20 protein-coding genes and 2 pseudogenes are annotated in these 22,754 nt (G+C 48.7%); 16 read left to right on the top strand and 6 right to left on the bottom strand.

The annotated features are described in order from the left end of the window. Positions 1 to 169: 169 nt before the first annotated feature. Complete coding sequence (gene tsaA, locus C7N83_RS06925; protein ID WP_106741584.1) at positions 170 to 850, bottom strand: tRNA (N6-threonylcarbamoyladenosine(37)-N6)-methyltransferase TrmO; 681 nt, start codon at positions 848 to 850, stop codon at positions 170 to 172. Positions 851 to 1,070: 220 nt separating this feature from the next. Between tsaA and waaC the strand changes: the two genes are divergently transcribed. The 6 genes from waaC (at position 1,071) to C7N83_RS06895 (ending at position 6,913) form a co-directional block, all read left to right on the top strand. Continuing rightward, on the top strand, positions 1,071 to 2,039 hold the full coding sequence (gene waaC, locus C7N83_RS06920) for a lipopolysaccharide heptosyltransferase I (protein WP_106741582.1): 969 nt from the start codon (positions 1,071 to 1,073) through the stop codon (positions 2,037 to 2,039). Positions 2,040 to 2,136: 97 nt separating this feature from the next. After that, positions 2,137 to 2,886, top strand: coding sequence for an electron transfer flavoprotein subunit beta/FixA family protein (locus tag C7N83_RS06915; RefSeq protein WP_106741580.1), 750 nt, complete (start codon positions 2,137 to 2,139; stop codon positions 2,884 to 2,886). Between the two features lie 12 nt (positions 2,887 to 2,898). Beyond that, a complete protein-coding gene (locus tag C7N83_RS06910) occupies positions 2,899 to 3,834 on the top strand; it encodes an electron transfer flavoprotein subunit alpha/FixB family protein (protein ID WP_106741579.1) in 936 nt (311 codons plus the stop codon). 72 nt (positions 3,835 to 3,906) lie between these two features. After that, positions 3,907 to 4,518 carry an IMPACT family protein gene (locus C7N83_RS06905; RefSeq protein ID WP_106741577.1) on the top strand — a complete coding sequence of 204 codons (612 nt, stop codon included), beginning with the start codon at positions 3,907 to 3,909 and terminating at the stop codon, positions 4,516 to 4,518. Positions 4,519 to 4,673: 155 nt separating this feature from the next. Beyond that, positions 4,674 to 5,945: a phosphoribosylamine--glycine ligase gene (purD, locus tag C7N83_RS06900; protein WP_106741575.1), complete on the top strand. Its 1,272-nt coding sequence runs from the start codon at positions 4,674 to 4,676 to the stop codon at positions 5,943 to 5,945. Positions 5,946 to 6,340: 395 nt separating this feature from the next. Beyond that, complete coding sequence (locus C7N83_RS06895; protein WP_106741574.1) at positions 6,341 to 6,913, top strand: L-threonylcarbamoyladenylate synthase; 573 nt, start codon at positions 6,341 to 6,343, stop codon at positions 6,911 to 6,913. 92 nt (positions 6,914 to 7,005) lie between these two features. Here C7N83_RS06895 and C7N83_RS06890 read toward each other — a convergent pair whose 3' ends face one another. Continuing rightward, entirely contained in the window at positions 7,006 to 7,443 is a 438-nt protein-coding gene (locus C7N83_RS06890; RefSeq protein WP_106741572.1) for a surface-adhesin E family protein, read from the bottom strand. A gap of 167 nt (positions 7,444 to 7,610) precedes the next feature. Here C7N83_RS06890 and recQ point away from each other — a divergent pair, with 167 nt between their 5' ends. Beyond that, positions 7,611 to 9,920, top strand: coding sequence for a DNA helicase RecQ (gene recQ / locus C7N83_RS06885; protein WP_106741571.1), 2,310 nt, complete (start codon positions 7,611 to 7,613; stop codon positions 9,918 to 9,920). 214 nt (positions 9,921 to 10,134) lie between these two features. On the opposite strand, the pseudogene C7N83_RS16960 reads toward recQ, so the two are convergent. The 3 genes and pseudogenes from C7N83_RS16960 to C7N83_RS15200 all read right to left on the bottom strand — a co-directional run. Further along, a pseudogene (locus C7N83_RS16960) lies at positions 10,135 to 10,275 on the bottom strand (DNA-processing protein DprA); the annotation flags it as partial. 162 nt (positions 10,276 to 10,437) lie between these two features. After that, on the bottom strand, positions 10,438 to 10,683 hold the full coding sequence (locus tag C7N83_RS06875; protein ID WP_106741569.1) for a hypothetical protein: 246 nt from the start codon (positions 10,681 to 10,683) through the stop codon (positions 10,438 to 10,440). A gap of 37 nt (positions 10,684 to 10,720) precedes the next feature. Further along, positions 10,721 to 10,954, bottom strand: coding sequence for a hypothetical protein (locus C7N83_RS15200; protein ID WP_211296601.1), 234 nt, complete (start codon positions 10,952 to 10,954; stop codon positions 10,721 to 10,723). Positions 10,955 to 11,208: 254 nt separating this feature from the next. Here C7N83_RS15200 and dinG point away from each other — a divergent pair, with 254 nt between their 5' ends. From dinG to waaA, 8 genes and pseudogenes are all read left to right on the top strand, one after another. Next, on the top strand, positions 11,209 to 13,368 hold the full coding sequence (gene dinG, locus C7N83_RS06860) for an ATP-dependent DNA helicase DinG (protein WP_106741566.1): 2,160 nt from the start codon (positions 11,209 to 11,211) through the stop codon (positions 13,366 to 13,368). 863 nt (positions 13,369 to 14,231) lie between these two features. Then, complete coding sequence (locus C7N83_RS06855) at positions 14,232 to 14,468, top strand: phage virion morphogenesis family protein (RefSeq protein WP_245911162.1); 237 nt, start codon at positions 14,232 to 14,234, stop codon at positions 14,466 to 14,468. A 132-nt stretch (positions 14,469 to 14,600) separates the two neighbouring features. Further along, a pseudogene (locus C7N83_RS06850) lies at positions 14,601 to 15,127 on the top strand (proton-conducting transporter transmembrane domain-containing protein). A gap of 284 nt (positions 15,128 to 15,411) precedes the next feature. Beyond that, positions 15,412 to 15,711 carry a DUF2818 family protein gene (locus C7N83_RS06845; protein WP_106741562.1) on the top strand — a complete coding sequence of 100 codons (300 nt, stop codon included), beginning with the start codon at positions 15,412 to 15,414 and terminating at the stop codon, positions 15,709 to 15,711. A gap of 87 nt (positions 15,712 to 15,798) precedes the next feature. Continuing rightward, positions 15,799 to 16,923, top strand: coding sequence for a glutamate 5-kinase (gene proB, locus C7N83_RS06840; RefSeq protein WP_106741561.1), 1,125 nt, complete (start codon positions 15,799 to 15,801; stop codon positions 16,921 to 16,923). Between the two features lie 144 nt (positions 16,924 to 17,067). Then, positions 17,068 to 18,354 (top strand): FAD-binding domain-containing protein, encoded by a 1,287-nt coding sequence (locus tag C7N83_RS06835; protein ID WP_106741559.1) that lies wholly within the window; start codon positions 17,068 to 17,070, stop codon positions 18,352 to 18,354. A gap of 326 nt (positions 18,355 to 18,680) precedes the next feature. Next, the gene (locus C7N83_RS06825; protein ID WP_106741556.1) at positions 18,681 to 19,886 is read left to right on the top strand and encodes an FUSC family protein; all 1,206 of its coding nucleotides are present in this window, start codon (positions 18,681 to 18,683) and stop codon (positions 19,884 to 19,886) included. Positions 19,887 to 20,255: 369 nt separating this feature from the next. Continuing rightward, a complete protein-coding gene (waaA, locus tag C7N83_RS06820) occupies positions 20,256 to 21,575 on the top strand; it encodes a lipid IV(A) 3-deoxy-D-manno-octulosonic acid transferase (protein WP_106741554.1) in 1,320 nt (439 codons plus the stop codon). Between the two features lie 84 nt (positions 21,576 to 21,659). Here waaA and C7N83_RS06815 read toward each other — a convergent pair whose 3' ends face one another. Continuing rightward, positions 21,660 to 21,866 (bottom strand): glycine zipper 2TM domain-containing protein, encoded by a 207-nt coding sequence (locus tag C7N83_RS06815; protein ID WP_106741553.1) that lies wholly within the window; start codon positions 21,864 to 21,866, stop codon positions 21,660 to 21,662. A gap of 198 nt (positions 21,867 to 22,064) precedes the next feature. On the opposite strand from C7N83_RS06815, the gene C7N83_RS06810 reads away from it, so the two are divergent. After that, the gene (locus tag C7N83_RS06810) at positions 22,065 to 22,514 is read left to right on the top strand and encodes a CopD family copper resistance protein (RefSeq protein WP_106741551.1); all 450 of its coding nucleotides are present in this window, start codon (positions 22,065 to 22,067) and stop codon (positions 22,512 to 22,514) included. Positions 22,515 to 22,754 lie beyond the last annotated feature (240 nt).

The raw sequence follows: 22,754 nt of genomic DNA, 5'->3' as shown, positions 1-22,754 counted from the left end.
GAAAGAAGCCGTGGTACACCCGTGTAAGAAGCCGGGAAGTGCGTATCACAGCCTGAAACGTAATTTGAACCTTTTGTCCGCATTTGGACGGGACAGGAAATCGGGGATGCCGGATACGGCCAAGATGAAAAATCATCCCAAATGTCCAATAGGCCTAAATTTGGTATGTTTATGCTTGATGTAAGGAAATGCCGATGATGGTAGCCGTTTGTTCTTGAATTTGAAATTTCACTTCATAATCCAAGATATTCATTACATACACGCGTTCGGGAATGTTTTGATAGGCAGGACGCGGGTCTTGGGCAATGCTTTGCGCAATCACGTCACGCTGTTTTGTGGATAATTTGGTTTGCATGGCTTCGGTTTGCCAAACAATATTCAATTCTTGCGGCTTGCCGGTGACAAATCCGCTGATCGCATCGGGCTTGGCTTCGACAAACGGAATGTAGGGTTTGATGTCCACTACCGGTGTGCCGTCAAGCAAATCGGCGCCACTGCAATAGAGTTTGACGGTTTTGTCGGTTTTGATATGCTCGAGCTTGAGTAACGATAAACCGAGATGGTTGGGCCGATGCGGGCTGCGTGTGGCAAAAACGCCCATTTTTCGTTTGCCGCCCAAGCGTGGAGGACGCACCAATGGCGACCAGCCTTCGCCTAACACGCCATGAAAAATGAAGCTGACCCAAATGTAGCCGAAGGCTTCTAAACCATGCACGCTGTTGGCATGAAATTCGGGTTGCAATTCAATGCAGACTTCTGCCGCCGGTACCAAACCCGGCTGGCGCGCTACGCCGAATTTTTGTTTGTAGGGAGAATGTACGCGGGCAATAGTTTCGATGGTGTAAGACATGGTGGGTGATTAGAGAGAAAATCGCATCATATCACAACAATAAGTCCTAAATCGGGCATGAATTTGATATAATACGCAGGTTAATTTTGCCGGAAAAAGCAGCTGAGACAGCAGTTCATCCGCTTTTTATTATGCTCGTTTTGTTATTTTAAATTTAATTTTTAAAAATCAAATAGTTATTATTGTTTCGCGTAATGTTTCACGTGAAACATCACTACTTATGAAAATCCTGCTTGTCCGTTTGTCCAGTATGGGCGATTTGATTCATACCTTGCCTGCTGTACAAGATTTGGCGCAACAACGTCCGGATATAGAATTGCATTGGTTGACTGAAGCTGGTTTTGCCGATATTGCCCGTTTGCACCCGTTTGTGAAAAAAGTGCATACGATGAAATGGCGGTATTGGCGCAAAAACCTGATTCAAGCGAAAACATGGTGTGAAATAGACCGTCTAAAAAAAGCTTTACAACAAGAGCAATTTGATTTTGTGTTGGACAGCCAAGGGCTGATAAAAAGCGCGTTGTTTGCCAGAATGGCCAATGTGCCGATTTATGGTTTGAATAAACACAGCGCGCGCGAAAGCTGGGCAGGGTACTTGTATCAGCAAAAATTTGCCGTTGCTAAAGGTAAAAATGCCGTTTGGCGCAACCGTGCCTTATTTGCCCAAGTGTTTGCTTATACCATGCCTGAAGAGCAGTCATTCGGTTTGGTTGTGCCCGAAGCCGGCCGTTTGAATGGTTTGCAAATGCCCTATTATGTGGCTTTGCATGCTACCAGCCGCGACAGTAAATTATGGCCGTCTGAAAATTGGGTGGCTTTATCAGAGAAATTGAATATCGAACAAAATGTCAGCGTATATCTGCCTTGGGGTAATGCTACAGAAAAAGCGCGCGCTGAAAAAATAGCAGCCAATCTGCCATTTGTCGTGGTATGCGACAAAATAAATTTATTGCAGGCTGCTGATTTGTTGGATAAAGCAGTGGGTGTGATTGGCGTGGATACCGGTTTACTGCACTTGGCCAATGCTTTGGATAAACCAGTGGTCGGTATTTACACCGATACCGATCCGGTGAGAACCGGCGTACAGGTGTCGCCGTGGGCGCAAAATGTGGGCAATGTAGCGCAAATCCCGGCAGTAGAGAAAGTTTATCGTGTCTTGATAGAATGCGTGTCCGCCAAAGAAAAATAACAAGGCCGTCTGAAACACAAATCCGTCAAATAAGGCCACCGGCCGGCCCGCCGGTTTAATCGGAATAATTTTTGAAATCCCTATTTAGGAGTATGGAATGAAAGCATTGGTCGCAGTAAAACGCGTGGTTGATTACAACGTGAAAGTCCGTGTGAAGGCCGACAGTTCGGATGTAGACATCGGTAATGTGAAAATGTCGATGAATCCGTTTGACGAAATCGCCGTAGAAGAAGCCGTACGCTTGAAAGAAGCCGGAAAAATCAGCGAAATCGTAGCCGTTTCTATTGGTGAGAAAAAATGTGAAGATACTTTGCGTACTGCATTGGCAATGGGCGCTGATCGTGCTATTCATATTGAAACGGATACTAAACTAGAGCCTTTGGCCGTCGCAAAATTGCTGAAGGCCGTTGCTGATAAAGAAAATCCGCAGATTTTGTTGCTGGGCAAACAGGCGATTGACGATGATGCCAATCAAACTGCGCAAATGCTGGCGGCTTTATTGAATGCGCCGCAAGCGACATTTGCTTCCAAAGTGGAATTAGGTAACGACAAAGTGGTCGTGACCCGTGAAATCGACGGTGGCGAAGAAGTGGTTGTCTTGACATTGCCGGCAGTGATTAGTGCCGATTTGCGTTTAAACGAGCCGCGCTTTGTGAAATTGCCGAATATCATGGCGGCCAAAAAAAAACCATTAGAAAAAGTAGCCTTGGCCGATTTGAATGTGGATACAGCCACGCGTGTGAATGTGATGAAGGTATTGGAGCCTAAAGCACGTCAAGCCGGTGTGAAAGTTGCCAACGTGGCCGAATTGGTCGAAAAATTGAAAAACGAAGCTAAAGTGATTTAAGGGAGCGGAAAAATGAGCGTATTAGTGATTGCTGAACATAATAACCAGCATTTAAATCCCGCTACCCTACATGCTGTGCAAGCGGCTGTTCAGTTGGGCGAAGTCCATTTGCTGGTGGCCGGTAACGGTGTGGCGGCCGTGGCCGATGAAGCCAAACAAATTGCCGGTGTGGTCAGAGTATGCGTGGCCGAAGCACCGCATTATGCTGAAGGTTTGGCAGAAGAATTGACACCTTTAGTGGTGAAGTTAGCCGCGGATTACCGCTATGTTGCAGCCACTGCCACCGCGTTTGGTAAAAACCTGATGCCTCGTGTGGCTGCAGTATTAGATATACCGCAAATTTCGGATTTGACTGAAATTGTAGATAAACAAACCTTTGTTCGCCCGATTTATGCCGGAAATGCATTTGAAATGGTGCAAACGCCGTCTGAAAAATTGGTACTGACTTTCCGCGCCACGGCTTTTGAAGCAGCTGCTGTCGCTGGTGGTAACGCGGAAGTGGTGAATGTAGATGCGCTTGAAGCACAAAACATCAGCCACTTTGTGAAGCGTGAATTGACACAATCTGACCGTCCTGATCTAACACAAGCCAATGTGGTGGTGACCGGTGGACGTGCGTTGGCCAGCGCAGAAAACTTCAAACAAATCTTGACTCCGTTGGCAGATGTATTAGGTGCAGCCATCGGTGCTTCCCGTTCAGCGGTAGAAGCTGAATATGCGCCGAATGATTTGCAGGTCGGACAAACCGGTAAAGTGGTTGCGCCGCAGCTTTATATTGCCATTGGCGTATCCGGTGCCATTCAACACGTTGCCGGTATACAAGACAGTAAAGTAATTGTGGCAATTAATAAAGATACCGATGCACCGATTTTTAATGTGGCAGACTATGGTATTGTCGGTGATTTGTTTGAAATCGTACCGAAATTAACCAAAGCTTTAAGAAATTAAAGCGTTTCACGTGAAACATTTTCAGACAGCTTAATGAATAAAAAGGCCGTCTGAAATTTTTCCAGAATAAACATGACCAGAACGACTTATTCCACCATTGCGGCACACACGCAAGCCGAAATCAAAGATAAAGGCAGCCGATTTATTGCCTATGCTTATCCGATACACAGCGTCGACCAAGTCAAGCCGTATGTCGATGCCTTGCGTGAAGAACATCATAAAGCGCGACATTGGTGCTATGCCTACCGCTTGGGTATGGATGGTTTGCAGTTTCGAGCGAATGATGATGGCGAACCATCAGGTAGCGCAGGCAGGCCGATTCTTGGTCAAATTGATTCGGCAGGTTTAACCAATATTTTGGTGGTGGTGGTACGCTATTTTGGCGGCACTTTATTGGGCGTTCCGGGTTTGATTCATGCCTACAAAACAGCAACAGCTGAAACCTTGGCAATTGCGGAGATTGTTGAGAAGAACATCGAAAAAACGGTCTGGATTCGTTGTGAATATCCCGTATTAAACGATGCGATTCGAATTGCCAGGCAATACCAAGCCGATATTATCGAACAAAATTTGCAGCTGGATTGCAAACTGACTGTACGCCTGCCTTTGGCAAACTATGAAGCCTGTGTGGCGGCATGGCAGCATACCCGACAAATTGATGTGAATCTGGCAGAAGCATTTTAACTTGCCGTCTGAATCTTTCAGACGGCATTTTTATGAAGTATTTGCATGTTTGTAAACTTTGTATCATTCATATTTAAAGCTGTTTAAGCGCGTGAATATCGGCTATAATCCAAATTTAACCTGATTCATAACTCAATGGTTATTAAGGAGAAAGCATGAAATTGCTGGTTATTGGCAGTGGCGGCCGCGAGCATGCATTGGCGTGGAAACTGGCACAATCTGAACGTGTAGAAACCGTATTTGTGGCACCCGGTAATGCAGGGACGGCGATTGAACCAAAGCTGAAAAACGTAGCCTTAACTGCATATGCCGATCTGATTGATTTTTGTAAGAAAGAAAATATTGCGTTTACCGTTGTCGGTCCGGAGGCACCATTGGCGGCAGGTGTGGTGAATGACTTTCGTGAACAAGGTCTGAAAATTTTCGGTCCTACCCAATATTCAGCGCAGCTGGAAAGCTCGAAAGACTATGCCAAAGCATTCATGTCCAAATACGGCATTCCGACAGCGCAATACCAAACCTTTGAAAACGCTAAAGCGGCGCATGATTATGTCAACCAAAAAGGCGCACCGATTGTGATTAAAGCCGATGGTTTGGCAGCCGGTAAAGGCGTGATTGTCGCCCTCACTTCAGATGAAGCCCATGCCGCGATTGACGATATGCTGCTTGGCAATAAAATGGGCAATGCCGGTGCCCGTGTGGTGATTGAAGATTTTCTGCAAGGCGAAGAAGCCAGTTTTATTGTGATGGCAGACGGTGAAAATGTCTTGCCGATGGCCACCAGCCAAGACCACAAACGTTTGCTGGATAACGACCAAGGTTCAAATACCGGCGGTATGGGGGCATACAGCCCGGCACCTGTGGTGACTCAAGCTGTGTACGAACGCGTCATGAACGAAATTATTTTGCCAACCATTAAAGGTATGCAGTCTGAAGGCCATCCGTTTAGCGGTTTTTTGTATGCCGGTTTGATGATTGATAAAAACGGTGCACCTTATACCATCGAATTCAACTGCCGTTTCGGCGATCCGGAAACCCAGCCAATTATGAGTCGTTTGAATACCGATTTGGTAGGTTTGGTGGAAGCCGCGATTGACGGCAAGTTGAATGAAGTCTCTGCCCAATGGAATCCGCAAACGGCTGTCGGTGTGGTATTGGCAACGGAAAATTATCCAGAAACGCCGAAAAAAGGTGATGTGATTTCCGGTTTGGACGAGGCTGACCAAATCGGTAAAGTATTTCATGCCGGTACATCGGTCAATGCACAAAACCAAATTATTACCAACGGCGGCCGTGTGCTATGTGTGGTCGGTTTAGGGGATGGCGTTGCGGCAGCTAAAGCCAAGGCTTATGCAGCTTTGGAAAAAATCAGCTTCGACGGTATGCAATACCGCAAAGATATTGCCGATAAAGCGGTTAACCGCTAATCAGCAGATCAAAAAATCTTGAGGCCTTTATAAAATCTCTATCTTTGGCATGCTTCTTCTTGTTCTTGTGGTGCTTCCCTAACGATTGTCTATCTTCATGATATGTCTGCGTGTTCTCTGTTGCTGCCGCTTTGAACCTTACTCAAATCTACGAATTTTGCAAAGGCCTCATGTGTTAGAAAAGGCTAGGCTGTTGACAGTGTTGGTGTGGAACCGCTTTTGTTTTTGCCGAAACGATTGTTTTAGGATTTTTAGGTATTTTTAAGAATTGAGCGGCAAAATCCCAAAACAGATCTTTTTTCAGATAAAAAGTGTATACAACGCTGGAATTTTTTACACTTCAGGTCATCTGAATTTTGTTTTCAGACGGCCTTTATTCTTTATTGAAAATTATCATGAAACCATTTCCGCGAATTTTGTCTGCTGCCAATCAAAAAAAATTAACAGCACATTTGAAATCAGGCGGCATTGTGGCTTATCCGACCGAATCTTGTTATGGTTTGGGCTGCCTGCCAAAGCATATGCAAGGACTGAAACGGCTGACTCATTTGAAAAAAAGACCGCAAAACAAAGGTATGATTGTGATTGGCAGCCGATTGGCGCAATTGCAGTCTTTATTAAAAAGGCCGTCTGAACACATGCAAACATTGTTGCAGCAAACATGGCCTGCCCCGAAAACCTTTTTACTACTGTCTGAAGCAAGCATATTGCCGCTCTTGCGCGGTAAAGGACGGCAAAAATTAGCCGTACGCGTACCTGACCATGCCGGTGCTCGCCGATTGTGTCAGGTGTTGAATACGCCATTGGTTTCCACTTCCTGCAACTGTGCCGGAAAACGTGCTTGTAAAACCGAGCGCGAAGTCAGAAGACAATTCGGGCACAAAGTGTGGATTGTTTGCGGCTTAATCGGGCGACAGAAAATGCCAAGCCAAATTATTGATAGTGAAACCGGCAAACGTTTGCGCTGATAAATTTATTAAAATCAAACAATTATAAAAACAGATAGTGCCAACGCAAGATATGTTCAAACCTCCTGTTTGATTGTGGATAATTTTGGGGATTAAAGACTCTTACCGCACACTAATTCATATTGTTTTTCGGTAATCGAGCCATTCGTCACGTTCATTGGACGCAAATTTGTGGCGGTGTAACGTTGATTGGTGATGGTTTGGCCGCGATCATTGAGCAATTGCAAGGCCGTCAGGCGGTAGGTTTTGTTGGCACAATGAATTTCCCAATCCGCCAATGCTGTTTTATACGCCGGTGTGTTGGCAAATTTTTCTTCACTAAGTTTTGAAATTATTTTGCGGTCGCGGAAAGTAACCAATTGGCCGTTTTTCTTAATACTGGATTTATCCACAGTAACTTTAATATTACCGTTGGATGTGGTTCCGATGTTTTGCCAATTGCCACTGCTTGAGCTGCCAGATGAAGCACAGGCGGACAAAATTAATGCCAAAGAAGCAGCTATGCCGAAGCGATACCATTGAATATTCATATTTTCCTCATTCTTGAATCAATCACCGCTATTATGCGTGAAGAATCAAGGAGAAGTAAACCGGCTTTGCAAACCTTACCTTTGGACGACATCCGTTGAGGAAAAACAGGCCATGCATGCAGTGGATAAAACCGTTAAAATAGGTTTTTTACCCAAACGGATGCATCATGAGCCAGCCGACAGCCCGACAAATTTTGTACGATGTATTCGGTTATCCCGAATTTCGCGGCAATCAGGAAGCGGTGGTCAATACTTTGGTTCAAGGTTCAAGTCTGATGGTATTGATGCCCACCGGTGGCGGTAAATCTTTATGTTATCAAATTCCGGCTTTGATGCGCGATGGCGTAGCAATAGTCGTGTCGCCGCTTATTGCACTGATGAATGACCAAGTCGCCAGCCTGCACGCGGCCGGTATTGAAGCGGCCAGCGTTAACAGCAGCACCAGTGGTGATGAAGCACATGAGATTGCCGATAAGCTTGCTTCAGGCCGCCTGAAACTTTTATACGTCGCACCGGAACGCTTGGTTACCGACCGCTTTTTGCATTTTCTTGACCAACAAAAAATCAGTCTGTTTGCCATTGACGAAGCACATTGTGTGAGCCAATGGGGGCACGATTTCCGTCCTGAATACCGGCAGCTCGGCATGTTGGCGCAACGTTATCCACAGGTCCCACGCATTGCTTTAACTGCCACCGCCGATGCCGCCACACGAGCCGACATCAAGCATTATCTTCAACTGGAACAATCGCCCGAATATATCGCCAGTTTTGACCGCCCGAATATCTATTACCAAGTCATCGAAAAAAACAACGGTAAAAAACAGCTGCTTGATTTTATCCACAAGCAAATGAGCGGACAAAGCGGTATAGTGTATTGTTTAAGCCGCAAGAAAGTCGAAGATGTGGCGCAGTTTTTGTGTGACAACGAATTGAAAGCCATTCCTTATCATGCCGGATTGAGCATGGATGCGCGCGAAGCCAACCAGCGCCGCTTTACTCGCGAAGACAACGTAATCGTGGTGGCGACGGTGGCTTTTGGTATGGGTATTGATAAACCTGATGTGCGCTTTGTTGCCCATCTTGATATGCCGCAAAGTATCGAACATTTCTACCAAGAATCGGGCCGAGCGGGGCGTGACGGCCTGCCTGCCGCCAGCTGGCTGTGTTACGGCTTGAATGATTGGGTGCTGCTGCGCGAACGCATTGCCGAAGGCAACAGCGACGAAGCGCAAAAACAAGTCGAAATGCAAAAGCTTGATGCCATGTTGTCAATGTGTGAAACCACAGAATGCCGCCGCGTCTTGCTGCTGCGCCATTTCGGCGAAACTTCACAACCTTGCGGCCATTGCGACAACTGTCTGCATCCGCCGACCTGTTTTGACGGCACGGTCTTGGTGCAAAAGCTGTTGAGCTGTGTGTACCGTGTCGGCCAACGCTTTGCTGCCAGTTACGTCACCAACGTCTTGCGTGGCAAAAGCGAAGAATGGATTCAGCGCAACCAACACGATAAGTTATCCACATTCGGCATTGGCAACAACCTCACCGATAAAGAATGGCGCAGCGTTATCCGTCAATGCACCAGCCTAGGTTATCTCACCGTCAATACCCAGCAATACCAATCCTTGCAGCTCACCAGCTATGCACGCAAAGTATTAAAAGGCGAAGTAGAAGTCTGGCTGCGTCCGCTCAAACGCGATAAAGCCGCCACGCAAAAACCGAAAGAAGAATGGCTGCGCACCGAGCGCCAGGAGCGTATTTGGCAAGCTTTACGAAAATGGCGCATGGAAAAAGCCAAAGCAGAAGAAGTGCCGGCTTATGTCATATGCGGCGACAAAACCCTGCGCGACATCGTTGAAAAAATGCCGCAAATGCTGCAAGAATTACACGACATCTACGGTTTGGGCGAAGCCAAAATCCAAAAATACGGCCTGGCCTTGCTTGATACCTGCCATGCCGCCGCCGAAAATCCTGCCATGCCGTCTGAAATCGCTGTTACCACATTCCAACCGCAAGACGAACGCGAACAGCAACTCTGGACAGCCTTGCAAAACTGGCGCAGCAAACAAGCCGAAAACGAAGGCTGCGCCGCAGGCAAAATCTGCACCGATGCCGTGCTGGAATACTTAGTGCGCTTTACCCCTGAAACCGATTTGGATCTGCAGGGCATATACGGCCTAGGCGAAGTGCGTATCAGCAAATACGCCACCGATATTTTATCGGTCTGCTCCCCCTATGCTGATGATGTGCCATCTGAAATCCACAGCCAGCGCAAACGCATGCGCCTGCTGCTCGAATGGACAGAGCGCACCGCCCGCGCCAATCAGCTGGAAAACCACCAGATTTTCAGCAAAATTACCCTACGCGCCATCGCCGCCAAAATGCCGCAGAATTTGGACGAATTGGGCGTGATACACGGGGTAGATGAAGAGAAACTGGCGTTATACGGACAGGCGGTGTTAGAAGAGTTGGGGGGATAGCTGAAAGGCCGTCTGAGGTAGGTACGGTTAGCCGCGCGCGGGTTTTGGCGCGGCGTACCATACGCACGCTGCTTGAGAATCCTGATATTTCAAAACAAAAAATGCCGTCTGAAAAACAAAGTTTTCATACGGCATTTTAGATTTGGCATCATTATAATATTCGGTAATCAATAAACCACCTTTATGCGATAATATCATCAGCTAAAGCTTTATTTTAAGAAGGAATAATTTTAGCTAAGGTACTAGGCAGAATAGCAACAGTTGCACCGTTGGCTTTTACGGTTTCATGATGGGCAATACTGTCGCAATCTAAAGCCAGCCCGCTGAGAATTACGGCATTTTGACTGACAAAATGGCTAACGACATTTCTTTAATCAGCTTCTGTATCTGCATCTGGATTTAAAACCTAGATTACCGCAATATTTAAATTATTTGATTTCAGTAAGTTTAAGTCCTCACGATAAAATAAAACATTAGGTCTGTCGGCATTTTTCACTTCGCTACGATAAATTGGGAACTAGGTATCGCCAATTGCAACAGCACCATCACAATAATTACCCAACAAATTGATTTGTTTCTCAATGGCATCTCTTCGGGCAATAAATGCTTCTTCACTTACAGGGTCTTTGCTACTAACCTTTAGTAATTCGACAATAGCTTCATAAGATAGGGCGGTTTTTAGGTGTTTGTTAACCCACGCATCGCCAATGCTTTTAAAGGTTTTAGTGGTCAGGATATTCAGTACGTTTTCAGAATATTTCATTTCAAACTTTCTGTATGATATTTATTGTATTGTAACTCTAGGAGCCAAAAAAATTACGAATTTCTTCAGGAATTACATTAGGGGTGTTTTGACAACATTTTTGAGGATGCTCAAATTTATGTTTTGTACGGGCAATGGTATATAAAATGACTTTTTCTGCACCACAATCGAGAAGTGCTTGAATGCAGTCTTCATCGACATTTATGGTTTTAGTATAAATATCATCTATATAGCAAAATATTTTGGGCTGTACTAAATCGGCACTGTACAACCTGCCCGACTGCTACAAAATCAAGCTCAAGCGGGCAGGTTGCCGTTTGGTTTATCAGGTGCAGGACGATATTGTTACCGTAATCAGCATAGGCAAGCGGGATAAAAAAATAGTTTATATACAGGCAACAGGAAGGATTTGAATCATGCCGTCTGAAATCCCATTTCAGACGGCATAATTTTATCCTATCCACAATCCTGCTCCTAAAAAATGCTAAAATAGCCCGTTCCCTTCCTCTTTTTCAGACAGCCTTCATGCTCACCGATTTAGAAAAAAACGCCATCCGCGACCACTATCAAAACATCGGCAAAAACCTGCCTGATTTCCGTCCGCGCGCGGCGCAGCGGGAGATGATTGCGGTGGTAGCCAATGCGTTTTCGTGCACGTTGACGCGTGAAGACGGTGGCGACGTGCCCAAACGCGAGGGGGAGAGCATTGCCGTGATTGAGGGGCCGACCGGTGTCGGCAAATCGCTGGCGTATCTGCTAGCGGGCGGGGTTATGGCGCAAACGAGGGGCAAGCGGTTGATTGTCAGCAGCGCGACCGTAGCTTTGCAGGAGCAGCTGGTCAATCGGGATTTGCCGTTTTTGGTGGAAAAAAGCGGTTTGGAACTCAGTTTTGCCTTGGCTAAAGGGCGCGGCCGTTATCTCTGTCCTTACAAACTCTACCAGCTTACGCAGGGCAACGCGCAGCAGAGCCTGCTCGGTTTTGAAGCACCGACCGTGTTGTGGGACAGCAAACCGAAAAAAGAAGAAATCGACCTGTTGCGCACACTGGCCGACGAATTTGCCGCGCGGCGGTTCAACGGCGACCGCGATACCTGGCCGGAAAAAATTGACGACAGTTTGTGGTTCAAAATCACCAACGACCGCCACAGCTGCCTGAAAGCTGCTTGTCCCAATCGTGCCGAATGCCCGTTTTATCTGGCACGCGATACGCTGGAAACGGTTGATGTGGTTGTCGCCAACCATGATTTGCTGCTGGCCGACATCAGCATGGGCGGCGGCGTGATTCTGCCTGCGCCGGAAAACAGTTTCTACTGTATAGACGAAGCGCACCACTTGCCGAAAAAAGCTCTGAGCCAGTTTTCTGCCGAGCATTCGTGGAATACCGCTGTGTGGACTTTAGAAAAACTGCCGCAAATCACCAATAAAATCGCCACCCTCACCGACAAAACCGAGCTGGAGGATTTGGCTGATGAGGCCGCTGTGTCGCTGCTCGACAGCTTGCACGAATGGCAGTTTCATCTTGTCGAAGAACCCAAACTCGGTCTCAACGCCGGTGAATACAACCATGATACCAGCCGCAAAAGCAGTGAACCGGTCTGGCTATGGGAAGACGGCAAAATCCCTGAAGATTTGGAATTGTTGGTTTCCAACACTGGCATGGCTGCGCGCAGCCTGCTGAAACACGTTTACGCCCTCAACGACGCCTTGTCCGCCAGCCGCCGCGAAAAAGAGCAAGACGGTGCATTGGTCGATCGCTTAAGCAGCGAATTCGGCCTGTTTGTCGCCCGCATCGAACAAATCGGCGCAGTGTGGGATTTGTTTTCCACCGTGCCGAAAGAAAAAGAAGAGCCGCTGGCCAAATGGATTACCCGCCGCGTGGACGATAAAAACGACTACATTTTCAATGCCAGCCCCATCAGCAGCGCCAACCATCTTGCCAACAACCTTTGGCGTCGCGCTGCCGGTGCCGTGTTGACTTCCGCCACCCTGCAATCTTTGGGCAATTTCAACCTGCTGCTGCGCCAAACCGGCCTGATTTGGTTTCCTCAAACTACCACCCTCGCGCTGCAAAGCCCGTTTGATTTTGAAGCACAAGGCGAACTTTATATCCCGCCGATTTACGCCAGCCCGAAAGACCCTCATGCTCACACCGCCGCCATTGTCGAATGGCTGCCCAAGCTGATTGCCGCCGACCAAGCCATCGGTACACTGGTTCTGTTTTCCTCGCGCAAACAAATGCAGGATGTCGCCCTGCGCCTGCCCGAAGAATACTTGCCTTTGCTGCTGATCCAGGGCGAACTGCCCAAAACCATGCTGCTGCAACGCCATTATCAAGCCTTGGATGAAGGCAAAGCCAGTATCATCTTCGGCCTCGACAGCTTCGCCGAAGGTCTTGATTTGCCGGGTGAAGCTTGCGTGCAGGTCATCATTGCCAAACTGCCGTTTTCCATGCCCGACAACCCGATAGAAAAAACGCAAAACCGCTGGATTGAGCAGCGTGGCGGTAACCCCTTCATCGAAATCACCGTACCTGAAGCCAGCATCAAACTCGTCCAAGCCGTCGGCCGTTTAATCCGCACCGAGCGAGACTACGGCCGCGTGACCATTTTAGACAACCGCATAAAAACACAAAGATACGGCCAGCAACTATTAGCTTGTTTACCGCCATTTAAAAGGATTGGGTGATAGCCGTCTGAAAAAGAATCAGTAGTTTGAAATTTAACGTTCTATAACCAAATGTATAGTCAAATCATTTAAAAATAGGACGTTAATTATAGGTTGGCGCAATATTTATCATCTGCATTTGGACGTATAGTCCAAAGTAGGCAGTAAAAAAGACAGATAATTTCAAGATTCCGCAGTATTTGTATGTAAATTGTTGAACTGTTTGTAAGTTTATTGAGCTATATTTCAAAGAATAGTCATGAACAAATATTTGATCCTTAGCCTTTTGGTATTGTCATGTTTTTTAGCTGTTTGCAGACAGCAAACCACCAAAGAAGCCTAAATAAAATTTGCCTCAAGCTCTATAGGGACAGCTGCAAGCAATGTTACTGAAGCAATATCCGAAACAACGGCTTCCAAGAAGGATTACCTGCTGTAAATGAGAATGAAGCTATCTATGATGGTTCCGTAAACGTTTATACCGCTTTTGGCAACTAACCTAAACAGTAGCGTATCGTTGTGACCGGACATGCTGAAACAACAGGGAACCATTTGGTTTTAGAATGGTGAAAATTTGCAAAGTTCTTTTGAAGTCAAATGTTCCGTTTATGCAAAAGATGTAGAATTTAGTGGTATGTAAGACAATACAAGCGTTGGGTTAAATATCAAAGGCGGCACATGCAAAGATGATGCCGGCAGTGAGCACGAATTTACCGCAACCTTCGATTACGGAGATGCCCGTTAAAAAGATGTACCGACCAGGGTGCATTTGAACATGTTCCGACCTAGGAACGACAGCCAAATAAATTTAAAAAGGGACAAGGAAAACGAGCAAAACTGTACAAGTATAAGTATAGTGGATTAAATTCAAACTGATACAGCGTTTGACCGGCCAATCTGCCGCCAGCATCTCAATCAGAGTCGGCAATGACTTTGCCCAAATCGGCAGCAACAAAAAATACGCCGCCATCCACCACCTCGGCAGCCAAGCCGTACGCGGCAGAAAAGTCACCATTCTGGCCAGACCATACCTCCCCATCAACGGTAGTGGCCAACTTCAAAATGGAGCCGAGAAAAAACTCATTGACATCACCCTCGAATCTCTCAAGGCAGGTCTTTAAAAACAAAAACGGGCAAAATCTGCCCGTTCATTTTTATTGCATATAGTGCAACGCTGTTATAAAAATTCAATCCCACCAAAACCTATCTCAGCTTACCTTATCCTACTTATCTCAAAAAGTTTCAGCAAGCGTATGCAGGCTTATTCTGCCATTTCGCATATGGACTTTATCCTGCCGGCGTTTATGGCGGATGCCGCCGGTTTGTATTACGCGATTATTTATGCTGTGATGGATGCAGCCGGCTTCGGTGTGTTGATGGTGTTGTCAAACGAAACCATCGAATGCGAAGCCATCCGAGACTTGGCAGACATGAACCAACGTCACGCTTGGTATTCGTTTTAATGCTGTTGTGTATGTTTTCCATGGCGGGTATCCCGCCGCTGATGGGCTTTTACGCCAAGTCCGCCGTAATTAAGGCCTTGTTGTTGCAAGGTTACGTCGGTCTGTCGGTATTTTCGGTCATCATGAGTTTGATTGGCGCGTTCTACTACCTGCGCGTGGTGAAAACCATTTACTTTGACGAAGCCGAACACGCCCAACCCGCCGGCGGCCAACTGCGCCGTGAAATTCGTGTTAACCGCCAACGCGCTGCCGTTGCTATTGTGGGGCATCATGCCGCAGTGCGCCGCGGCCTTGAACAATACCTTGTAACGCAGTGAAAAAATCAACGGTAATCTGCAAAGGTGGCTGTTTTTTGTTAAGATAGCAGGCATGTTTTTTCAGACGGCCTGAAGGCGTTACAAAGCTTTGGGATGTGACGAAAACCATGATTCGCCATTCCCACGCAGGCAGGCAGTCGTTTTTAAGTTTGGCTGGGTTTTGTAAAGTCCGCAGACCGTCTGAAAAAAACCGGGTCGGGATTGCTAACCCGACAAAGCAAAACAGACCATCTTTTCAGACGGCGCAACAAGACCATCAGGCCGTCTGAAACCGAAAGTGCAAAATGACCGCATCCATGTATATCCTGTTGCTGTTGGCACTGATTTTCGCCAACGCCCCTTTCTTAACCCATAAACTCTTGGCTGTGATTCCCGTGACCCAAAAGCATTTCGGCCATCACCTGCTCGAATTGTCCATCGGTTTCGGCCTCACCGCCGCGCTGGCTTATCTGCTCGAATCACGCGCCGGTGACGTGCATCCGCAGGAGTGGGAGTTTTACGCGGTTAGCGTGTGTCTGTATTTGATTTTTGCGTTTCCTTGTTTCGTGTGGCGTTATTTTTGGAACGCGCGTAACGTTCAGTAACATATTCAGACGGCCTTGACAAATAAGCTGTCTGAAAACATCCGTCGGCAACACACCGACCCAGTCTAATCCGCAGGAATCCCCGTTATGACCCTTCAAAACCTGTCACAAGCCAAACTCATCGTTGTCAAAGTCGGCTCCAGCCTCGTGACCGCCGAAGGCAAAGGCATCGACCAAATCGCGCTCAACCGTTGGGCGACGCAAATCGCCGGGCTTAAAGCCAAAGGCGTGCATGTGATTTTCGTCTCCAGCGGTGCGATTGCCGAGGGCATCAAGCGTTTGGGTTGGGTGAAGCGGCCCACCGCGATTAACGAATTGCAGGCGGCGGCGGCGGTCGGACAGATGGGCATTGCGCAAGCTTACGAATACGCGTTTGCCTACCACGGCATCCAAACCGCGCAAGTGTTGCTCACGCATGAAGATTTGAGCAACCGCACCCGCTATCTCAATGCGCGCAGTACGTTGCTGACCTTGGTCGGAAAAGGCATCGTGCCGATTATCAACGAAAACGACACCGTCACTACCCACGAAATCAAGCTCGGCGACAACGATACCTTAGGCGCACTCGTGACCAACCTTGTCGATGCCGACGCGCTGGTCATTCTCACCGATCAAAGCGGTTTGTATGACAGCGATCCGCGCAAAAATCCGCAAGCCAGGTTTATCCGCCAAATCGAAGCCGGCCGTCCCGAACTCGAAACTATGGCCGGCGGGGCAGGCAGCAGCGTCGGTACCGGCGGCATGTACACCAAAGTCACCGCCGCCAAACGTGCGGCCTTAAGCGGCGCGGCTACCGTCGTCGCCAACGGCCGCGAACCGGATGTCTTGCTGCGTCTGCAGAAAGGCGAATCCATCGGCACGCTGTTCACCAGTCCCCACAGCCGTGTGACCGCCCGCAAAAAATGGCTGCTCGGCCACATCCAACTTGCCGGCAAAATCACCGTCGACAGCGGCGCAGCGCATGCTGTGGCAGAAAAACACGCCAGCCTACTGCCGGTCGGCTGCATCGGCGTGCACGGCCGTTTCCACCGTGGCGAACTGGTGGCGGTTCTCGACCAAAACGGCAAAGAAATCGCCCGCGGCCTGATTAATTACAGCAGTGACGAAACCGCCAAAATCCTGCAAACCGATTCCCATCATATTCATGAAAAACTCGGTTATGCGCAGGAAGACGAGCTGATTCACCGCGATAATATCGCTTTGTATTGGTAACCATGTGATTCAAGGCCGTCTGAAAGGCAGAAAGCGAAACGGACTTCCCCTTTCAGACGGCCTTTTGTTTCGCCAAATCAATCTTTTACTCGGAAAAACCGAATTCTGCTAAAATTAATCCCTTTATTTCAGACGGCCTGAGCTATGCAAAAAATCACTTTGATTTGGTTTCGCCGCAATTTACGCCTATCCGACAATGCCGTACTGCAACACGCTTTAACGCGCGGTTTGCCGCTGGCTGCCGCGTATGCTTGGGAAATGCCGTCTGAAACCGCCAATCCGCGCCGTACCGCGTTTCACCATCAGGCGGCGGCGGAGTTGTCGGCAGCGCTGGCGGCCAAAGGAATTCCGCTGTTTGCCGTGCAGGACGACATCATTGAAGCCTTGCCCGAATTGGCGAAACGTCTGAACGCGCAAAGCGTATTGGCCGACGAAGCCTACACGCCGTCTGAAACCAAACGCGACAACCGTATTTGGCGGCTTTTGGATACGCTGGGCGTTTCGTTCGAGCGGTTCAACGACCGCACTGTTTTCGCCAAGGCCGACATTATGAGCGAACACGGCCGGCCGTATCTCGAATTTACTCCTTACAAACAGGCTTGGCGGCATGCATTTCAGCAGTATTTTGCCGCGCAAAGGCCGTCTGAACAGACGGATATTCCTTTTCAGACGGCTTTTTCGGATTTACCGCCGTTTCCTGATATGCCAGAAACCGCATTGATGCAGCAAGGCGGAGAACAGGCGGCATGGCGGCAATGGCAGCAGTTTGCACTGCAATTGGATTGTTACCCGCTGCTGCAAGATTTTCCCTCCAAAAAAGCCACGTCGCAATTGGGTGCGTATCTGTCCGCCGGTTGCATTTCGCCACGCGTGTTGGCAAAGGAAGCCGCCGCACGCGGTGCGTATGTTTGGCTGGATAATTTGATTCGGCGCGATTTTTACCGGCAATGGATGTTCCACTACCCTGAAATGGCGCAGCAAGCCAGAGAAGAAACTGCTATCAACGCGGAATTTTTCCGCCGCTGGACCCAAGGTAAAACCGGCTTTCCGCTGATTGATGCGGCCATGCGCTGTCTTTACTGCAGCGGCTGGCTGCCGCCGGTGCTGCGGCAGGTCGCAGCGCAGTTCTGGTGCCTGACTTTGCAACAGCCTTGGCAGCAGGGTGCGCGATGGTTTGCTCAAAACCAGTTGGACGATGATGAGGCAGTCAATATCGGCAACTGGCAGGCCGTCGCCGGTTTGCTTTCGTTGCATGCGCCATGCGTTCGCCATCCGACTATCGCCGCGCAGCAGCTTGACCCAGACGGTACGTTTGTCCGCCGCCATGTACCCGAGCTCGCCCATCTGCCCAAAGACGTGATTCACGCCCCGTGGCTGGTGCTTGCCGATGTGGACAGCCACGGTTATCCGCTGCCGATGGTAGATATATGAATCGTGTCGGTATGCTGGTTAGGGTGCGTGTTCTCATTTTGTCTGCGTTGCCCATTTTCAAGCAGAAAAGCGCAGATGCAAGGCGATACTCAAAGAGGCGGTTTACCAGCCGGCACAGCAAGGTCGGACACCTTGCGCACATTTTCAACACAGCAGACGGGTTTTATGCCGAAAAGATGCCGCATGATAAAATGAAAACACGCCCTAGAAAGGCCGTTGGAAAAAACAATGGGCAGCCGACATCAAAGACAGAGACAGTTTCAGACGGTCCAAAATATTCCCAATCCTCCTAAAAACAACAACCCAACCTAATAAAATAAACCTTTATGCGCCCGTTCACATTCAAAAAACCGTCTTTCTTCAAAACTTCCGCCTTTTCGCGCCGCCATGCGCCGGCGCGTGCGCATTTTGCCGAAGGCTGGCTCAACTCTTACGAACGCTACCGTTACCGCCGCCTGATTCACGCTGTGCGTTTGGGTTTGGCGGTGGTATTCGCCACGCTGCTGGCGCGTTTGCCGCAAGTCGAACACGGTGAATGGATCGGTATGACAGTGTTTGTGGTGTTGGGGATGTTGCAGTTTCAAGGCGCGATTTATTCCAAGGCGGTGGAACGCATGCTCGGCACGGTCATCGGTTTGGTTGTCGGCTTGAGCGTATTGTGGCTGAACCAGCATTATTTTCACGGCGGAATCTTGTTTTATATGGCAGTGGGCGTGTTGGGCGCGCTATCGGGCTGGGCGGCGGTCGGCAAAAATGGTTATATGCCCATGCTGGCCGGTTTGACCATGTGTATGCTGATTGGCGACAGCAGTCTGGATTGGCTCGACAGCGGCGTGGTGCGCGCCTTGAACGTGTTGATTGGCGCAGTGATTGCAATTGGTGCGGCCAAATTGCTGCCTTTACGTTCGACTTTGATGTGGCGGTTTATGCTGGCCGACAACCTCACCGAGTGCAGCCGCATCATCGCTGAGGTCAGCAACGGCCGACGCATGACGCGCGAACGGTTGGCGCAAAACCGCATCAAAATGAAGCAGATTAATACGCGTTTGGTCAAAAGCCGTAGCCATTTGGATGCAATGTCGGGGGAGAGCCACATCAGCAAGCCGACTATGGAGTCCATGCAGTTGGCGCACCGTAAAATCGTCAACAGCACCGAATTGCTGCTGACCACGTCGGCCAAACTGCAGCAGCCCGACATCAGCGAAGACGAGGCCAAACTCATCAACCACCAATTTGCCCGATTGCAGCGTGAATTGCGTTTGACCGTGCGCCTGATTAAAGGCCATTACGCGCGCCGCATCCGTTTCGACAACAGTCCGAATCCCGAATTGGAAAAGCTGGCGCAACATCTGCCGTTTGATTGGCAGGGTTTTTTATGGCTGGGGGCAAACACCCGCAGCGAAGTAGCGGGCTTGGTGATTTTGTTGCAGCGCATGCGCCGCCGTTGGTTGGATACGTATGAACTGCAACGCCTGCGTACTTATCTGCTTGAGCGCAGGGACGGAATATCGGAAGAAGAACAGGACGTCTGAAAATATACAAACTCACTAAAAACAAGGACAGCGTTAAACAGGGGCAGTATTGGTTTTCCTTAGCTCAAAGAGAATGATTTTGTCAGCTGCTGAAGTGACAACAGAACCGGTTCCGTACTGTCTGCGGCAAGCCGCCTTGTCCCCGTTATTTATTGATTCCACCGTAAATCCGGATTTATCATCAAAAAACATGCTTGGGTATTGTATGATGATACCCTTTCGATAAAATAATAATCTGTTAATATCAGTTTATCCATCAGGCCGTCTGAAAGCCTATGATTCCCGTTTCCAGACGGCTTTTGTTTTCCGTTTACGGTGAAATAAGCTAGAATATTGACGAAACAATGACAAGCACAAAGTAGAAATAGCATGATAAACCGTTGGCTTTACGTACAACTTTGGAAAACGGCGCCGTCGCTGATTCGTCTTTATCTGAAAAAGCGTGCCGATAAATCGCCTGCTTATTTGGATAATTGGGGCGAACGCTTTGGCGCACCTTTGCACAATCCGGTGCAAGAGCCGATTTGGATACACGCCGTTTCTGTGGGTGAAACCCGCGCCGCACAGCCTTTGATTACGGCGTTGCGCCGCTATTTTGCCGCTGCGCCGCTGCTGCTCACGCAAATGACGCCGACCGGCCGCGTCGCCGCCGAAGAATTATTCCCCGATGCGCAATGCCGCTATCTGCCGTATGACAAGCCGGAATGGATTGGGCAGTTTTTGAGCGAACACAAGCCGCGTTTCGGTGTGTTGATGGAAACCGAAATTTGGCCGAATTTGATTTACAGTTGCGCCGAGCAGGGCGTGCCGCTGTTTTTAGCGAACGCGCGTTTGTCGGAAAAATCACAAAACGGCTATCTGAAAATACGCCGTTTGGTGGCGCCGGCCATGCAGATTTTGAGCGGCTGCTTTGCCCAAACCGCCACTGATGCCGAGCGTTTGCATTTAATCGGCGCATCGAATGTGCATGTGTGCGGCAATACCAAATACGACATCACGCCGCCGGAAGGTATGCGCGCGTTGGCGGCGGCATTTCAGGAACGTATCGGCAGGCGTCCGGTAGTGTTGTGCGCCAGTACGCGCGTTCACAAAGGCACCGATGAAGCCGAATTATTATTGAAAGCATGGCAGCAATATCGCGGTGAGGCATTGCTGGTGATTGTGCCGCGCCATCCCGAGCGTTTTCAGACAATCTCTGATACCGCCAAGGCTTTGGGGTTTGAGGTGCAAAAACGCAGCGATAATGAATTAGTGGCGCCGCAAACGCAAGTTTGGATTGGCGACAGCATGGGTGAATTGTTTGCCTATTATTTGAGCGCGGATGTGGCCTTTGTCGGCGGCAGCTTGGTCGATACCGGCTGCCAAAACATCATTGAGCCGATTGCCTGCGGTGTGCCTACTTTGTTTGGGCCTTCCACCTACAATTTTGCTGCCGCGTGTGCTTTGGCGGTAGAAGCTGGTGCGGCGCAACAGGTTCAGAGTGCGGAAGAATGGCTCAAGTTGGTCGAAGCATGTTTGAATAATCCGGAAATAAGCAGGCAGTTTGGCGGCAATGCCGAAGCCTTTCTGTCGGCACATCGTGGCGCGAGCGAACGCATCGCATATGAAATCGGTAAAATGATTTTGAAAAAAGAAGTGTTGCGTTTTAAAAAAGAAGGTTCGGAAGAATCGGCGCCGGTTGGTCAATAAAGCGTGTAGAGAAGAAAAACCATAAAAAAAGGCCGTCTGAAACTAACTGGAGAAGTTTCAGACAGCCTTTTTTGTTTGGCCGGATTAACGGTTTATTTGGCTGCCGATAACGCCACCTAAGGCCGCACCACCCAAAGTAGAAGCTGTATTGCCACCCAACAGGCTGCCTGCCACGCCACCGACAACTGCGCCGGTGGCGGTGTTGCGTTGAGAAGCCGACATACTGGCGCATGCGCTCAGAGAAGTGGCAACGGCAATCAGGGCAACGGTTTTGGTAATCATAAATTTCATAAGAGTCTCCAATCCGAAAGGATTCTTGTTGTTCGATTTTGCAAGGGTAGTATGGCACAAACTCGGTTTAATAATATCTTAAAAAAGTAAAGACTCTTTAAACTAAGAAAATTTTGTTATGCGTGGCACTTCTTTTGCAACGGGTGTACACTATGCCGGCAAATTTAGAAGAATTTTATGAAGAATAGAGAATCAGCGATGAGTGTTTATGCGGTGGCACATATTGTGCATTTGTTTTGTGCGATTGCTTTTGTCGGTGGCGTGTTTTTTGAAATGCTGGTGTTGTCGGTCATGCACACCAAGCGCGTGTCACGAGAGGCGCGGCGCGAAGTGGAGAAAGCAATGTCGTACCGTGCCGTGCGTGTGATGCCGCCGGTGGTGATTGTTTTGTTTCTTTCCGGCTTGGTGATGGTGTTTGAACGCTATGTACCCGTTTTCCACCAACCGTTTGCATCGTCTTTCGGGACTATGTTATTTTTCAAAGTATTGCTGGCATTCAACGTATTGCTGCATTTTGCCATTGCCGTGGTAAAAATGGCGCGCGGCACCTTGACCGTGGGCTGGTCGAAATACATTCATGCGGTAGTATTCGCGCATATGCTCTTGATTGTGTTTTTTGCCAAAGCGATGTTTTATTGGGTGTGGTAACAGATTTACCAAGCAGGCAAAGAAAAGGCCGTCTGAAACATAAACTGCACCCCAAAAGTCAGGCACCCCTTCCAACTAAAAAGGTGCGGTTTTCTTCAGTTTTCTTACTGTCCGAATATACACCGGACTTCAAATACCGGGACCTACCCCATTATCACCAAGTGCACAGCCGGCAGCGCGCTTCAAAGCCTCACGCACACACCTGCGCCAGCGGATAGCCGCCTGTCGGCACCGCCGCAC

The organism is Neisseria iguanae, from assembly GCF_003013245.1.
GTDB lineage: Bacteria > Pseudomonadota > Gammaproteobacteria > Burkholderiales > Neisseriaceae > Neisseria > Neisseria iguanae.
This window is presented reverse-complemented; position numbering and strand designations above follow the sequence as displayed.

Excerpts from the sequence above, each read along its gene's own strand:
- proB (WP_106741561.1), top strand. The coding sequence starts at position 15,799 with ATGACCCTTCAAAACCTGTCACAAGCCAAACTCATCGTTGTCAAAGTC.
- C7N83_RS06905 (WP_106741577.1), top strand. The coding sequence starts at position 3,907 with ATGACCAGAACGACTTATTCCACCATTGCGGCACACACGCAAGCCGAA.
- recQ (WP_106741571.1), top strand. The coding sequence starts at position 7,611 with ATGAGCCAGCCGACAGCCCGACAAATTTTGTACGATGTATTCGGTTAT.
- C7N83_RS06825 (WP_106741556.1), top strand. The coding sequence starts at position 18,681 with ATGCGCCCGTTCACATTCAAAAAACCGTCTTTCTTCAAAACTTCCGCC.
- C7N83_RS06895 (WP_106741574.1), top strand. The coding sequence starts at position 6,341 with ATGAAACCATTTCCGCGAATTTTGTCTGCTGCCAATCAAAAAAAATTA.
- dinG (WP_106741566.1), top strand. The coding sequence starts at position 11,209 with ATGCTCACCGATTTAGAAAAAAACGCCATCCGCGACCACTATCAAAAC.
- C7N83_RS06815 (WP_106741553.1), bottom strand. The coding sequence starts at position 21,866 with ATGAAATTTATGATTACCAAAACCGTTGCCCTGATTGCCGTTGCCACT.
- C7N83_RS06915 (WP_106741580.1), top strand. The coding sequence starts at position 2,137 with ATGAAAGCATTGGTCGCAGTAAAACGCGTGGTTGATTACAACGTGAAA.
- waaC (WP_106741582.1), top strand. The coding sequence starts at position 1,071 with ATGAAAATCCTGCTTGTCCGTTTGTCCAGTATGGGCGATTTGATTCAT.
- C7N83_RS06875 (WP_106741569.1), bottom strand. The coding sequence starts at position 10,683 with ATGAAATATTCTGAAAACGTACTGAATATCCTGACCACTAAAACCTTT.
- waaA (WP_106741554.1), top strand. The coding sequence starts at position 20,256 with ATGATAAACCGTTGGCTTTACGTACAACTTTGGAAAACGGCGCCGTCG.
- C7N83_RS06835 (WP_106741559.1), top strand. The coding sequence starts at position 17,068 with ATGCAAAAAATCACTTTGATTTGGTTTCGCCGCAATTTACGCCTATCC.
- C7N83_RS06845 (WP_106741562.1), top strand. The coding sequence starts at position 15,412 with ATGACCGCATCCATGTATATCCTGTTGCTGTTGGCACTGATTTTCGCC.
- purD (WP_106741575.1), top strand. The coding sequence starts at position 4,674 with ATGAAATTGCTGGTTATTGGCAGTGGCGGCCGCGAGCATGCATTGGCG.
- C7N83_RS06910 (WP_106741579.1), top strand. The coding sequence starts at position 2,899 with ATGAGCGTATTAGTGATTGCTGAACATAATAACCAGCATTTAAATCCC.
- tsaA (WP_106741584.1), bottom strand. The coding sequence starts at position 850 with ATGTCTTACACCATCGAAACTATTGCCCGCGTACATTCTCCCTACAAA.
- C7N83_RS06810 (WP_106741551.1), top strand. The coding sequence starts at position 22,065 with ATGAGTGTTTATGCGGTGGCACATATTGTGCATTTGTTTTGTGCGATT.
- C7N83_RS06890 (WP_106741572.1), bottom strand. The coding sequence starts at position 7,443 with ATGAATATTCAATGGTATCGCTTCGGCATAGCTGCTTCTTTGGCATTA.